General features: G+C 66.4%; 12 protein-coding genes, 1 pseudogene and 1 riboswitch. Of the genes and pseudogenes, 3 read left to right on the top strand and 10 right to left on the bottom strand.

The annotated features are described in order from the left end of the window. Positions 1 to 301, top strand: a pseudogene (locus K8V11_RS12405) (MFS transporter); the annotation flags it as partial. Positions 302 to 354: 53 nt separating this feature from the next. Here K8V11_RS12405 and trpS read toward each other — a convergent pair. From trpS to K8V11_RS12445, 8 genes are all read right to left on the bottom strand, one after another. Continuing rightward, positions 355 to 1,407 carry a tryptophan--tRNA ligase gene (gene trpS / locus K8V11_RS12410; RefSeq protein WP_303914777.1) on the bottom strand — a complete coding sequence of 351 codons (1,053 nt, stop codon included), beginning with the start codon at positions 1,405 to 1,407 and terminating at the stop codon, positions 355 to 357. A gap of 79 nt (positions 1,408 to 1,486) precedes the next feature. Beyond that, entirely contained in the window at positions 1,487 to 2,332 is an 846-nt protein-coding gene (locus tag K8V11_RS12415; RefSeq protein WP_303914780.1) for an exodeoxyribonuclease III, read from the bottom strand. 51 nt (positions 2,333 to 2,383) lie between these two features. Continuing rightward, the gene (locus tag K8V11_RS12420; RefSeq protein ID WP_303914783.1) at positions 2,384 to 3,118 is read right to left on the bottom strand and encodes a hypothetical protein; all 735 of its coding nucleotides are present in this window, start codon (positions 3,116 to 3,118) and stop codon (positions 2,384 to 2,386) included. Between the two features lie 127 nt (positions 3,119 to 3,245). Then, on the bottom strand, positions 3,246 to 4,517 hold the full coding sequence (locus K8V11_RS12425) for an MFS transporter (RefSeq protein WP_303914785.1): 1,272 nt from the start codon (positions 4,515 to 4,517) through the stop codon (positions 3,246 to 3,248). Between the two features lie 131 nt (positions 4,518 to 4,648). Beyond that, positions 4,649 to 6,124, bottom strand: coding sequence for a family 43 glycosylhydrolase (locus K8V11_RS12430; RefSeq protein ID WP_303914788.1), 1,476 nt, complete (start codon positions 6,122 to 6,124; stop codon positions 4,649 to 4,651). A 55-nt stretch (positions 6,125 to 6,179) separates the two neighbouring features. Next, the gene (locus K8V11_RS12435; RefSeq protein WP_303914791.1) at positions 6,180 to 8,330 is read right to left on the bottom strand and encodes a VWA domain-containing protein; all 2,151 of its coding nucleotides are present in this window, start codon (positions 8,328 to 8,330) and stop codon (positions 6,180 to 6,182) included. 116 nt (positions 8,331 to 8,446) lie between these two features. Next, entirely contained in the window at positions 8,447 to 8,908 is a 462-nt protein-coding gene (locus tag K8V11_RS12440) for a PPOX class F420-dependent oxidoreductase (RefSeq protein WP_303914793.1), read from the bottom strand. A 116-nt stretch (positions 8,909 to 9,024) separates the two neighbouring features. Next, positions 9,025 to 10,242 (bottom strand): NADP-dependent isocitrate dehydrogenase, encoded by a 1,218-nt coding sequence (locus tag K8V11_RS12445; RefSeq protein WP_303914796.1) that lies wholly within the window; start codon positions 10,240 to 10,242, stop codon positions 9,025 to 9,027. 257 nt (positions 10,243 to 10,499) lie between these two features. Continuing rightward, positions 10,500 to 10,660, top strand: a riboswitch (SAM riboswitch). 126 nt (positions 10,661 to 10,786) lie between these two features. Here K8V11_RS12445 and K8V11_RS12450 point away from each other — a divergent pair. Both K8V11_RS12450 and K8V11_RS12455 read left to right on the top strand, forming a co-directional pair. Next, the gene (locus tag K8V11_RS12450; RefSeq protein WP_303914799.1) at positions 10,787 to 12,118 is read left to right on the top strand and encodes an O-acetylhomoserine aminocarboxypropyltransferase/cysteine synthase family protein; all 1,332 of its coding nucleotides are present in this window, start codon (positions 10,787 to 10,789) and stop codon (positions 12,116 to 12,118) included. 48 nt (positions 12,119 to 12,166) lie between these two features. After that, a complete protein-coding gene (locus K8V11_RS12455; protein ID WP_303914802.1) occupies positions 12,167 to 13,318 on the top strand; it encodes a homoserine O-acetyltransferase in 1,152 nt (383 codons plus the stop codon). 51 nt (positions 13,319 to 13,369) lie between these two features. Here the strand turns inward: K8V11_RS12455 and K8V11_RS12460 are convergent, their stop codons facing one another. Both K8V11_RS12460 and K8V11_RS12465 read right to left on the bottom strand, forming a co-directional pair. Continuing rightward, positions 13,370 to 13,744: a DUF3017 domain-containing protein gene (locus K8V11_RS12460; protein ID WP_303914805.1), complete on the bottom strand. Its 375-nt coding sequence runs from the start codon at positions 13,742 to 13,744 to the stop codon at positions 13,370 to 13,372. 3 nt (positions 13,745 to 13,747) lie between these two features. Next, entirely contained in the window at positions 13,748 to 14,380 is a 633-nt protein-coding gene (locus K8V11_RS12465; RefSeq protein WP_303914808.1) for a nitroreductase family protein, read from the bottom strand. Positions 14,381 to 14,529 lie beyond the last annotated feature (149 nt).

Below are 14,529 nucleotides of genomic sequence, written 5' to 3' on the forward strand. Positions count from 1 at the left end.
GCGACCGGTGCCGCTTCCACTCGTGCTCACATTCACCGCGATATGGGGAGGTATGGCGTTCTGGAACTCGCCCGCGATCCAGGCACGCCTGCACGCGCTCGCAGGACCGGTGGCGCCACAGGCATTGGCACTGAACACCTCGGGCACGTACCTCGGCGTCGCCGCCGGCGGCGCAGCCGGCGGCATACTTCTCGGCACAGTGGGTGTCGGAGCGCTCCCACCGGTCGCCGCGGGGTTCGGAGTGCTAGCGCTCGGTCTCATTGCCTTGGCCAGCCGGAGTGCGGCGCGTACCGCGAAATAGCAGAACGGGCACGCCGACCGTATCCCGTGGCGCGCCCGATCGCTTGAGAGAACCTAGTTACCCTTGGCTGCGACGAGGCCGAGGCGCTCGTATGTCTGCGCGAGAACCGGGCCGGCCACCTCGCGGGCCCGGCGTGCGCCGTCATCCAGGATCCGTTCGAGTTCCGCCCGGTCGGCGAGGAACTCCTCGAACTTTTCGCGGAACGGCACGACGAACGCCTCGACAGCGTCCGCCGTATCGCCCTTGAGCGCGCCATACTGGGCGCCCGAAGCCTGGTACTGCTCGACGAGAGTGTCGATCGGTGTGTCGGTGAGCTCGGACTGGATGACGAGAAGGTTCGACACTCCCGGCTTGTTCTCCCGGTCGAAGCGAATCTCCCCATCGTTGTCCGTCACGGCGCTCTTGATCCGCTTCGCCGTGGTCTTTGGATCGTCGAGTAGGTTGATCAAACCCTTGGGGTTGGATCCCGACTTGCTCATCTTCGCCGACGGGTCCTGCAGGTCGAAGATCTTCGCCGAGTTCGGCAGGATCTTCGGCTCGGGCACCACGAACGTCTTCTTGAACCGCGAGTTGAAGCGCTGGGCGAGATTGCGTGCCAGCTCGAGGTGCTGGCGCTGGTCCTCACCCACCGGCACCAGCTGCGGACGGTAGAGAAGAATATCGGCGGCCATGAGCATCGGGTAGGCGTACAGCCCGGCGGTCGTGTTGTCCTGCCCCTGCTTGGCCGACTTGTCCTTGAACTGCGTCATCCGGCGGGCCTCGCCGTCGCCGGTGATGCACTGCAGGACCCAGCCGAGCTCCGCGTGCTCGGGTACGTGGGACTGCAGGAACATCACCGAACGCTGCGGATCGATACCGGCTGCGAGCAGCTGCGCCGCGCCACGGTACACGCGCTCGCGCAGTTCCTTCGGATCCCAACCGGGAATCGTGATCGAGTGCAGATCCGGGATGAAGTAGAACGCGTCGTAATCGTCCTGCAGACCAACCCACTGTCGCACCGCACCGAGGTAGTTGCCGAGGTGGTACGAATCGCCCGTGGGCTGGATGCCCGACAGGACGCGCTGTTTCTTCGCAGGCGCGGTGGTTGGTTCAGTCATGGTGTCCATTCTTTCACGCCCGCTCGCGCGGGTTGGATCGTGCTTCGAAAACGCCTAACGCCCAGTCCTGACGGCGGACGGCGATTCCCTATTTGTAGTCGACGACCACCGGAGCGTGGTCGGACCAGCGCTCGTCGTACGCGTTCGCGGCGTCGACGCGGTCCGCGACCGCTCGGGACGCGAGTCCCGCGGTGGCCATGTGGTAGTCGATGCGCCAGCCGGCGTTGTTGTCGAAAGCCTTGCCACGCTGAGACCACCACGAGTACGGGCCGACCTCGTCGGGCCGGCGCGAGCGAACGACGTCCACCCAGCCTGTGCCCTCGCCGAGCACGCCGGTGAGCCACTCCCGCTCCTCCGGCAAGAAGCCCGAGGTCTTGTGGTTGTTCTTGTGGTTCTTCAGGTCCGCTTCCTGGTGGGCGATGTTCCAGTCGCCGCACACGAGCATCTCCGGAGCCTCGCCGGCGAGGCTCGCCTTCGCGCGCTCTTCGAGGAACGGCCAGAACGTCGCCATGAACCTTTCCTTCTCGTCCTGCTTAGGGGTTCCGGTTGACCCGGACGGAAGGTAGAGGCTCGCAATACGAACCTTTTCGCCCTTCTTCGCACCCGGGTACACCGCTTCGATGAAGCGACCGGAGTCCGCGAATTCGGGGTCGCCGTAACCGATGGTGACGTCCTCGGGTTCGGCGCGAGAGAGGATCCCCACACCGGCGCGCCCCTTGGCGGCGGCGGGCGCGACGATGAGGTGCCACCCGTCCTCGAGCGCGGGCTCGAGCGCCTTGGTCGCCTGCTCCTCGGTCGCGCGGACCTCCTGCATGCAGACCACGTCGACGTCAGCGGACTGCAGCCAGCTGAGCATGCCGGGGTTGCGTTCGTTGCGCTGCTTGACGGCAGCGCGAATTCCGTTGACGTTGACCGATGCGACCTTGAGACTCATGGCCACCACCCTAGCGACAGGGTCCGACCATCGGCATCGCAGACCGCGCCGCTAGCAGGGCGAGAGGTACTCGAATCGATCGCTGAGGATGCGTGCGTTCCCGCCGCCGCGCTTCGCGGCCTCGCACACCGAAGCGGCGTCGAAGCCGTAGTCGATGAGCACCGGGTACACGTTCCCACCCTGGTAGAAGCCGCGCAGAGAGGGGCAGGCGCCGGGCATGAGGAATATCGAATCGCCGGGCGCCATCGCCAACGCCGCCGAGATCTGCCCGGCGGGGTCCGGGGTGTTGTCGAGGATCGACGCCGTGATCAACACGTACCTTCCGTCGCATGGCAGCGAGGACACCTCCTCCACTCCCCCTGTCGCCGGCACGGAGGTGAGTGCGCCGGGGAACGGAGCCGCCGGCCGTCCCGCAGCGGCGGATTCGGATGCGCCGGTCGACGCGGCGGGCACCGACTCGCCCTGAGCTTCGAGCGCGGCTTCGCGTCCGGGCACCTCGATGTCGGTGAGCTCGAAGTGCTCGCCGCCGGGCGCCGCCTCCACGCTTTGGTCGCGGAACGTCCACCACAACAGCCCGGCGGCGAGGACTACGACGACGAGTGTGGCGAGCACGGAGATCAGCACGGCAAGCAGCGTTGAGCGGCGCGCAACACCGGCCCCTGTGCCGACTTGCGACCTTTGATCGTACGGATACTGCGGCCCCCACAGCGGCGCCGAATTCGGGTTCTGGCTCCGGTACTCACGCGTGCCGTCCCCGCGGCCGCGCCCATTGACATCGTTGTGCATTTATCGCTCGACCTCTACGTGATGCCTCTCGACCAGACCAGGCCAAGTTGATGCATCAATCATCACGCATTCGGCGACTTTTAGCCAGTGAAATCAAGCGAAATCCCCCGCCCGGAAATCTGGCTTTTCAGTGCTCGGTTCCGAGCACCTCCACCTCGGATACTCGTCCGGTCGGTGCCGCGTCCGTGGACGAACCAGGCGCGGCGCTTCGCGCCTTTCGCGCCTGGATGACGGCGGGCACCGCGATCGCCAGGCCGCCGAGGGCGAGACCGACGGCGGCCACTGCCGGCGCGCGGTATCCCCAGCCTGCGGCGATGACGACACCGCCGAGCCACGCGCCGAGAGCGTTCGCGGTGTTGAGCGCCGAGTGGTTGAGCGCCGCGGCGAGTGTCTGTCCACGGCCGGCCCACTGCATCAGGCGCGTCTGGAGCGCGGGAATCACGGCCGAGGAGGACAGGCCCACGAGGAAGAGCGCGATCACCGACGTCACCGCGTTGGGGGTGGCGAGGTAGAACACCGCGAGCATGGCCGCCATGACGGCGATGCCGTAGAGGACCGTGCGTTCCAGGTTGCGGTCGGCGAGCGCCCCGCCGATGAGTCCGCCGATCACCATGCCGACGCCGTACACCGCGAGCACCGCGGGCATCGCCTCGCGCGGCACTCCGGAAACCTCGACCATCGTCCACTGGATGTAGGAGTAGATGGCGAAGAGTCCGCCGAACCCGACGGCGCCCATCGCGAGCGTGTAGAGCACCTGCGGCTGGCGCAGCGCGGAGAGTTCGTCCTTCACCGACACCGTTTCGAGGGAGGCCGGGTTCGGGACGAAGACGGCGATCGAGACGAAGGTCAGTGCGCCGATCGCGGCGACGACGCCGAACGCCCACTCCCAGCCGACAGCGTCGCCGAGGAATGTCGCTCCGGGCACGCCGACGACGTTGGCGACGGACAGGCCGAGGATTACCAAGGACACGGCGCGCGCCTCGCGCCCCTTTCCCGCCATGGCCGCGGCGACGAGGCAGGCCGCGCCGAAGTACGCGCCGTGCGGCACCCCGGCGAGGAAGCGTGCCGCGATGAGCAGGTTGAGCGACGGCGCCAATGCGGACAGCCCGTTGCCGAGGATGAAGAGGGCGACGAGAACGAGTAGCAGATTCTTGCGCCGCATGCGCGCCGCCGCGATGGTGAGCAGTGGCGCACCGATAACCACGCCAAGCGCGTAGGCGGAGATCACTACGCCTGTTGAGGCCTCGGTGGTGCCGAATCCGTCGGCGATGGATCGCAACAGACCCATGGACGCGAACTCGGTCACACCGATGCCGAAACCGCCCATGGCCAACGCGGCGATCGCGATGGCGAGACGGGCGGGCGACAGGGCACTGGAGGGCGTTTGGGTTTCGGTCACCCGGCAACGCTAGGACCGCCCGTCTGTGCTTCGCTAGCCGCTCCGGTCTACCCCACCCGATCAGACCACCCGAGTGTGACGGCGGTCATCGAAATCCTTCCCGACCTGCCTCCGCTCTCGGTCGCGCAGGACTAGCCGCCGAGCGAGCCGGCCGCGCTACTCAGCGAACCGATGTCGAGGAAGTTCGAACCGACCGGGAGCGATCCCAGCGGGTCCGGAACCGGGATACCGCGTTCGTCTATGCGCACCCCGTATACCGCCGCTTCCTGAGCGACGCCGGCCTGCCCGCCGATGTGCAGGGCCAGCTCGTACTGTCCCGGGGCCAGTCCTTCGGGGAGCACGAGCGAATAGTCCGGCGCCAGCGACTGCCCCGCCTCGACACCGACGGCCTGCTCGGCCACGTCCGCGTCCGCAGTTCGGATCGGGACACGCACCGGCTGCTTGTCCGGCCCGGTGAGAGTCGCCCACACCAATCCGCCGAAGGCGTCTCCCGTCGAGGCGAGCGTGGCCGGGACGTCGATGACGCGGTCGCCTTCCATGCGCGTAAGTTGCAGGTCGCCGCGCCGATCCAGGCGCACAGGTAGCGAGACCTCGGGGTCGGCGGGACGGTTCGTCGTCGGGGAGCCGTCGGCGATGCGCGGCCACCCGTCGACCCAGTCGAGCCGGTCGACGAGAAGTTGGCGGCGCTGGATGCCGTTGGGCAACGTCGCGGCGCCGCGTGGTGCGGCGTGGTAGAGCATCCAGTCCTGTCCGGCGTCATCGGTGACGACATCGGGATGGCCGGGGCCGACCCACTGGGCATTACCTTCCAGCACGGTGTCCCCGCCTCCGTCGCGGAGGTCGCGTCCCTCGCGGTCGACGAACGGGCCGAGCGGACCTTCACCGCGTCCGGCGACGACGTGATACTGGCTTGCCTCACCGGTGCAGCAGTTCCCGGAAGACAGGAAGATGTGTGTCATCCCGTTCCGCTGAACGAGCAGCGGAGACTCGAAGCCCTCCCCCGCCACCTCGACGGCATCTCCGGTGAGAGCGGTGCCCTCTGCGTTCATCTCGACGGCGTGCACGCCCTCGAAATTGCCCATGTACATCACTGGCGCGTCGCCGGAGAAGTCGACGAACGGGTCCATGGGGTCCAAGGCCGGGTCGTAGCCATCCCCCATACACACGATGGCGTGGCCAAGGTCCGTCCACGGGCCGTCGATGCTCGGTGCGGTCGCCATGCCGATGCACGGCGTCGCCCCGCCGGTCGTGTAGTACATCCGGTATTCGCCGTCGATGACGTGCACATCCGGGGCCCAGGTGAACGACCCCTCGGGCGCCCACGCGGGAGCCTGGTCGAACGCGTCGCCGACGTACTGCCACTCGACGAGGTCGAAGGAACGGAAGTGCGGCATCATCCGGTAGCCCGCCCCGTCGTCCCAGTTGTCCGAGGAGGCGTAGACGTGGAACGAGCCGTCCGGCGCGCGCAGCACCGAAGGGTCGGGAGCCACCGAGGAGGTCGCCGGATTAGGAAGGGCCGCGGCCGTGGCCGGAAGCGCCAAGGCAACGGAAGCCAAAACTACGAATACGGTCTTGACGGTCCGCGACCGCCGCGAGAGGTTAAGCACGCACTTAAGTTAATGCATTTGCGCCGCGCCGGTTACCGAATCGGCCCGAACTCCTCTATCGCGATCCGTGCTGGTCCGGGTAACCGTTGAAACCCTGGTGCCCCTGCGGTCCTTGCTGCTCCTGGGGCCCCTGAGGCCCCTGAGATCTGTATTGACCCGGCTGACCCCATCGCCCGTCGGCGGCGTTGCGACGCTTCCCGCGCGACAGCAGCACCGCGGCGAACGCCGCAACCGCGGCAACGGCCGCGATGATCCCGCCGCCCACAATTAGCCACATATTCGTGCCGCCGTCGTCGCCGGCCGCAGAAGCCGCCACATCGTTGTCGTTCACGGAGTCCGTCCCATCTGCGGGCTCGGAATGCGCCGCGCCACTGGATGACGGCGGAGTGTCCGCGGGCTCGGGACCGGGCTCATTCAGCGGTTCCCAGTCGGGGCCCTCCGACGGCTCTCCCGGCGCGGCGACGGCGAATTCGAAGGGCTGCTCAATCCCTCCCGGGTCCTGCGAGTCGACCCTCATCGACACAGCCACGTAGTGGGTCCCGGCGAGGGCGCGATCCTTGCCGCCCTCGTTTTCGAAGCGGTTGCTGTATTCGATGCTTCGGTCGACGGCGACGTTCTTTGTCTTCTCTTCATCGTAGAAGTGCAATGTCTCGTCGGCGACGTCATTTCGCATCGGCCCGAATATCCCGATTCCCATGTTCTCGTTTGTGTCCCGCACCGAAGGTGGCGCCTTGAATGTCACCTGTGGACGCTGACCCCACTCGACAGGAAAGCTGTAGTAACGGGTCTCGCCGGGGACCATCGAGTCCGAGTACGTTCCCTCGGTGATAGCCGTCGCATTGCCGAAGCTGTTGCCGCCGGACACAGGACGTGGTTCGGCCAAAGGCAGGTCGGAAAGTTCCGGCGCGCTTCCGCTGCTGCCGGCGGGCAGAGCTGCGACCTCCTCATCTGTGAGGGCGGGCTCGAACTGGACCGAGACCTCGACGGGAATATTCTCCGGGCGCGAGTCGCCGCCCAGGTCTAGAGAGCTGAATTGCGCCTGAACCGCCCACTCGTCCATCGCACAGCCGTCCACATCATCACCATCGATATAGAGGCTCGCCGACTCCGCCGAATTGAATCCGCCCGCCTGGGTCGAGCCGTATGTCGATCGATCCCGGCCCGTGCAATCGGAATCGGATTCGTTGACACCGTCGAGTCGGGCTCCGACTCCCTGGCCTCCGCGTACGCTGTTCTCGTTGATCAGCGGTAGCGGGGTCACAGCGACCCGGGCATGCATGCCTTCGGGCACGGCGACGCGAAAGAACTGCTCTTCGGCTTCGCTCGCGGACCCGGCGTGGGTGGTGACTTCGGTCTGATACAAACCCTCGCCGAGGTACTTCGCCTCGTCGGGGTTGTCGGCAAATTCGAATTCGGTGCCGGCGGTTTCGTAGGTTTCCATCGCGCGCTGGGTGAGAAACTTCAGCGACTCGGTGAGTGCGGCCGCGTCATCGGCCTGGCGGTAGGAACCTCCGGTCTCCCCCGCAATGCACTCGAGCTCTTGCCGCGTGGCCTCGTCAGCCTTGAATCCGACGACGTGCACGGCTAGACCGATGCCCTCGCCTGCTAGCTCTTTCGCGACCTCACACGGAGGCGGAGGAGCGCACGTGTCTATGCCGTCGGAGACCAAGATGATCGAGCGCTCGCCCTCGCCGGAAAGCTCGTCCCCTGCTACGCGGAGCGCGTTGCCGATAGGCGTGTAGCCCTGCGCCTGCAGACCGTCGATCTCGCTCTTCAATCCATCCTTATCGACGCGGCCAACAGGCGCGAGCGTGCGGATGTCCTCACACCCGCGCTCCTGATTCTCCGGGGCGTCGCTGACCCCGGTGCCATAGGCGAGCATCCCGACATTCGCAGTCTCGGGAAGGGAATCGACGAGCTCGGTCGCCGCGCGCTTGGCCACGTCCATCCGGGTGCCGCCCTCATCCGGCTCAAGCATCGACGAGGAGGCATCCATGACGATGGCCGCCTGGGACTCGCCGCCCGAGTCGTCCGCTTGATCCCCCTGCGCCGTCGCCATCGGAGCAAACGCAGCTGCCCACGCCAGGAGCACCGCTCCGACGACGCCGGCAGCGAACACGGACCCTGCCGGGCGCGCGGCACGTCCGCCGTCATACCGGGAATTTTCCGTGTTTCCCGCACGGCGGACAAGAAACGTACTCGGCATTACGCAGGCTCCTCACACGAACATTAAGCGGGAGCTTAGATAGCTAATGCCAACACCGAGCCAACTTCGCGTTAACGGGCACTAACATTGTTCACGAGGGAGCAATGGGAGCGCCGCTAGTCGGCGAGCTCGGGCGGGAAGCCGCCGGTCGCGATCGGCCCCCACGAATCGATGGTGACGCGGACGAGGCATTTGCCCTGCTTGGCCATTGCCTCCTTGTATTCCTCCCAATCCGGATGTTCGCCGGAGATCGAGCGGAAGTATTCGATGAACGGGTCGAGCGCCTCGGGAAGATCGAGTACTTCGGCGGTTCCGTCGACGTGGACGTACGGATCGTTCCAGTCCTCGGACATGACACACAGGCTGACGGCGGGGTCACGGCGAATGTTTGTGGCCTTGGCGCGCTGTGGATAGGTGGAGATGAGCAGCCGGCCGGCTTCGTCGATGCCGCACGTCACCGGCGAGGATTGGAGCCCTCCGGAGGCTCGGTGGGTGATGAGAACTGCGTGGTGCGCGCCGCGCAGGAACGTGGTGAGTTGTTCTCGGTCGGCTCTGTCAGCGGTGGCGAATTTCGGCATGCCTCGACTCTATGCCCGAAATGCGCACTGCCGCCCCGGTCCGAATCCGATCGTGGATTCGGGGGGCGGCAGGAGTGTGCTGGTCGCGAGGCGCGCGCGACCGGACGAGAAGCTCGTTAGCGGAACGCGGCCTGCAGGTTCTCGTCGATCGCGGCGAGGAATTCCTCGGTGGTGAGGTAGTCCTGGTCTCCCTCGGCGAGAAGCGCGAGGTCCTTGGTCATCTTGCCCGACTCGACGGTCTTGATGACGACGTCCTCGAGCTTGCCGGCGAACTCGCGGACCTCCGGGGTGCCGTCGAGCTTGCCGCGGTGGTCGAGGCCGCGGGTCCACGCGAAGATCGAGGCGATCGGGTTCGTGGAGGTCGGCTTGCCCTGCTGGTGCTGGCGGAAGTGGCGGGTGACGGTGCCGTGCGCGGCCTCTGCCTCACAGGTCTGCCCGTCCGGCGTGAGCAGGACCGAGGTCATCAGGCCGAGCGAGCCGAAGCCCTGCGCGACGATGTCGGACTGGACGTCGCCGTCGTAGTTCTTGCAGGCCCACACATAGCCGCCTTCCCACTTGAGCGCGGAGGCGACCATGTCGTCGATGAGGCGGTGCTCGTAGGTGAGGCCGGCCGCGTCGAACTCGGTCTTGAACTCACGGTCGAACACGTCCTGGAAGATGTCCTTGAACTGGCCGTCGTAGGCCTTGAGGATGGTGTTCTTCGTGGACAGGTAAACCGGGTAATTGCGCTGCAGACCGTAGTTGAACGACGCGCGCGCGAAATCTTCGATGGACTTGTTGAAGTTGTACATGCCCATGACGACGCCGCCGTCCTCGGGCAGCTTGACGACCTCGTGTTCGATCGGCTCGCTACCGTCGTCCGGCGTGTACGTGATGGTGACCGTACCGGCGCCGGGCGCCTTGAAGTCGGTGGCGCGGTACTGGTCGCCGAACGCGTGGCGGCCGACGATGATCGGCTTGGTCCACCCCGGGACCAGGCGCGGGATGTTGTCGATAATGATCGGTGCACGGAAGATCGTGCCGCCGAGAATATTGCGAATCGTGCCGTTCGGCGAGCGGTACATCCGGCTGAGGCCGAACTCTTCCACGCGCGCCTCGTCCGGCGTGATGGTCGCGCACTTGACGCCCGTGCCGTGCTTCTTGATCGCATTCGCCGCGTCGACCGTGATCTGGTCGTCGGTGGCGTCCCGGCTCTCAATGCCCAAGTCGTAATATTCGAGGTTGAGGTCGAGGTAAGGGTGAATCAGCTTGTCCTTGATGAACTTCCAGATGATACGAGTCATCTCGTCGCCATCGAGCTCGACAACGGTTCCTTCAACCTTGATTTTGGACATTAAGTCTCGCTTTCCACTCGTACACGCCTGGGTGTCGGCGTTAACGGCCCGCGGGTCGGGGCCTCATGAGTCACAAATAACGTTTACATGACGCTTCCCTCAGTTTACGCATGATCCATTTTACGCACTGCGGGCAGATCGCCTCCCCATTGAGATTTACCAGGAATGGCTGAACGATGCCGATTTCCTTGTGCTCCGGGCTCCTATCAGGGGCCGACGTTGCGGCGCACATCATGCTGGCCTTAACATGACCGGTAGGTCATGAGACTCAGCGAAAAGCCCCGGCTTGCTGAGCGGCAACCCTCCACCGCGGTGGGGTGCCCCGGGAGACGACCTGGCTCTACCTGCCCGGGCGAGCGCCGCGTTAGCTTCGGCACACTCGCGAGAATTCGGGTATCGGTGGTAGCAAGCGCGGGTCCGCATGTAGACACGCCAGAGAACGTGGCTTCTCCGCCCCATCGGGCGTGATGCCAAGCGATATCCTCTGGAGCGTCGGCGCGGGCGGGCCCCACCGTATAAGTATGACGAGGAAGGGGCCACGGCCATGACGTACGACAATTCAAACGAAAACTGGGGGTTCGAGACCCGCCAGATCCACACGGGCCAGCCCGTGGATTCCGACACCGGCTCACGCGCGCTGCCGCTCTACCAGACCACGAGCTTCGTGTTCAAGGATGCCAAGCAAGCCGCCGCGCGCTTCGCGCTGGAGGAGCTCGGCCCGATCTACACGCGCATCACCAACCCGACGACGGCGGTCGCCGAAGATCGCATCGCCTCGCTCGAAGGCGGCGTCGCTGCACTGCTGTTCGCATCCGGTCAGGCCGCCGAGACGGCTGCGATCCAGACGATCACGCAGGCCGGCGGACACGTCGTCGCCTCGCCCCGCCTCTACGGCGGCACCGAGACGCTGCTGCGCCACACCCTGCCCAAGTACGGGATTACCACGACATTCGTCGACGACCCGGACGACCCGCTCGCCTGGGAGCGGGCGATCCAGCCGAACACGCGCGTGTTCTACGCCGAGTCGATCTCAAACCCGCTCAACGACGTGCTCGACATCCCGGCGATCGCGCGCGTGGCGCACGAGAACCAGATCCCGCTCGTCGTCGACAACACCGTCGCCTCGCCGTACCTGATCCGTCCGATCGAGCTCGGCGCCGACGTCGTCGTCGAATCGGCGACCAAGTACCTCGGCGGGCACGGCACCTCGATCGCCGGTGTTCTCGTCGACGGCGGCAAGTTCGACTGGCGCGCGCAGCGCGACGGCGAGGACCTCTACCCCAGCTTCACCCAGCCCGACCCGGCGTACCACGGCGCCGTGTACGCCGACCTCGGCGCCCCGGCACTCGCGCTCAAGGCGCGAGTCACCCTTCTCCGCGACACCGGTGCTGCGGCGAGCCCCTTCAACGCGTGGACACTCGCCCAGGGGCTCGAGACCCTGTCGTTGCGCGTCGAGCGCCACAATTCCAACGCCCAGACCGTCGCCGAGTGGCTCGAGGCGCGCTCGGACGTCGCCAAGGTCAACTACGCGGGCCTCGAGTCGTCGAAGTGGCACGGCATCCAGAAGGAGATCTCGCCCAAGGGCGCGGGCGCCATCGTCACCTTCGACCTCGCGCTTCCCGAGGGGCTGGACGCCGAGCAGGCCAAGCAGAAGGCGTGGGCGTTCATCGACGCGCTCAAGTTGCACTCGTGCCTGGTCAACATCGGCGATGTCCGTTCGCTCGTGTGCCACCCGGGCTCGACGACGCACTCGCAGCTCAGCGAGGACGCTCTTTCGGCCATCGGCGTCTCCGCCGCGACGGTCCGTCTCTCGGTCGGTATCGAGGATGTCAATGACATCCTCGCCGACCTCGAGCTCGGATTCGCCACGCTGTAGCAGGCTCACGCCAAGTCCGTACCGACGAGAAAAAGAGACCGCTTCGCCTTGTCCACTCCTGATGTGTCACCGAGCTCGCCGCCCGTCGCCCTTCCGGGCGAGGACGGCGAGCTCGGCCATATCTCGATAGGCGAACTCGAGCTGGTCTCCGGGGTCGTGCTGCCCGGCGTCACCATCGCTCTACAGGCGTGGGGGCGGCTCAACGAGGACCGGTCGAACGCGGTGCTCATCGAGCACGCGCTGACTGGCGACTCGCATGTTTCAGGTCCCGTCGACCCACTACACCCGACGCCCGGATGGTGGAACGGGCTACTCGGCCCCGGCCTGCCGCTGGACACGGACAAATACTGCTTCATCTCTACAAACGTCTTGGGCGGGTGCCGAGGTACTACGGGGCCGAGCTCGCTGCACCCGGACGGACACTATTGGGGTGCCCGTTTCCCTGCCGTCGCCGTCCGCGACATGGTCGCGGCGGAGCTCGCCCTGTGCGACATACTCGGGATTGATCAGCTCGCCGCCGTCATCGGTGGATCCATGGGCGGGGCCAGGACACTCGAATGGATGGTCAGCCACCCCGACCGCATGCGCGCGGCGTGCGTCTTCGCGGTCGGCGCGCGGGCCAGCGCGGACCAGATCGGGATCCAGACCGCGCAGATCATGGCGATCACCTCGGACCCGAACTGGCAGGCCGGCGGCTACCACGGCACCGGCCAGGTGCCGGTGCAGGGCCTGGGTATCGCGCGACGGATCGCGCACCTGACCTATCGCAGCGAAGAAGAGCTCGACGAGCGCTTCGAAAATCGCGCGCAGCCCGGCGAGGAACCGCGCGGCGCCGCGTTCGGTCCGGCCGGTCGTTACGCGGTGCAGTCGTATCTCGACCATCAGGCCTCGAAGCTCGTCACGCGTTTCGATGCGTGCACCTATGTGCTGCTCTCCGATGCGCTCAACCGCCACGATGTTGGGCTTGACCGCGGCGGCGTCGAAGCGGCGCTTGCGGGCTGCCACGTGCCGTGCGTCATCGGAGGTGTGACGTCGGACCGCCTGTATCCGCTCCGCCAACAGGAGCAACTCGCCGAGCTCCTCCCCGGCGCCGATCCGCTCGCGGTGATTCCCTCGGACGCCGGGCACGACGGCTTCCTCACCGAGAAGGACGTCGTGGGGCCGCTCTTGACGCGCACCCTCGAACTCGCCGAATCCTGAACCCACAGCGCCTCCGGTGCGCTCTCCGCGCCTCGTGCCCGCCGGCGCCGTCTATCCTGTGCCGAGCGAATCGACCGACAGTGACAGCCAGATGACGAGGGCACCGATGACCGCGAGGAATGCGACGTCAAATGCCTTCGAGCGGACGATGAGCAGGCCCGCCTTCGTGTGGGGCAGCGCGGCCCGCAGGACCGCGGCGAGGAGGGCGACCACGCCGAGCGCGAAGGCACCGCGGCGCCAGCGGTCGAAGACCATGAGCAGTAGTGAAATGACGATGCCGGCGAGGATGATCGCCAGCGGCCATTCCGCGCGGAGGCGGTGCAAGGAAAATCGCGGCGGCCGGCGGATCGGCGCGCGGTGGCGGGGTCCGACGGCGCTGCTGGGGCGAGTCCGCCGGGCGCTACCGGCCGCACTTTCGTTCGGCACCGACTACCACCCTTCGTCGTGGATCCGCTCGCGCCATCCGTGCCTGGCTGCGGGCTTGAATGCTTGCCCTTCAGGGTATGCCGTCGGCAAGGCTACGCCCAACGTGAATCCGTCGGGCACGTCGAATAGCGTTTTGACCTCCTCCGGCGCGTCGTTGAGTGTCGTCGTCCATGCGGTGACGAGCTCGCGGTCTCGCGCCGCGAGCGAATAACTCCACGCCGCCGGAAGAAGCGAGGACCACAACGATGCCTGGTTACCCGGTGGCTCGTCAGGGGCCTCGACAAATCCCAGAACCACCGCAGGCAGCCGACCGAAATTGTCCGCGAGGTGCAAAGCGCTGCGCACGTCCGCGGGCAGATCCTCCGGGGGCACTCCGGCGACGGCTTCGCCGAACCTCGAGTGCCATAGCCTGCGATAAATCTGCCCCAGCGCAGCCACGGATGCCTCGTGCTGCACGACGATCCAGTGCGCCTTGAGAGTCCCTCCACCGGTCGGGGCCTGCGCTGCGATCCGAAGGCAGTCGTGGATGTCCTCGCGCGCCACGGGGAGATCGAAGCGCAGCCGTAACCGGACCGATCGCGTGGTCGTCAAAACGTCGACGAGGTCGAGCCGACCCCGTGGGACCTGATCCTTCATACCTCGTACTCTGCCGCATCGGCGGCCTCCATCGGGCCACAAATCCCCGCCGATGAGGAAACTCTCACTCCGTAGAGTGAAACGTACTCGCTTCCCGATCCCGATAGTCTGGGCAGACCCCAAGTACACAGACCACCCTAGAATTGATG

It is taken from the genome of Dietzia timorensis (genome assembly GCF_020742175.1).
Classification (GTDB): domain Bacteria; phylum Actinomycetota; class Actinomycetes; order Mycobacteriales; family Mycobacteriaceae; genus Dietzia; species Dietzia timorensis_A.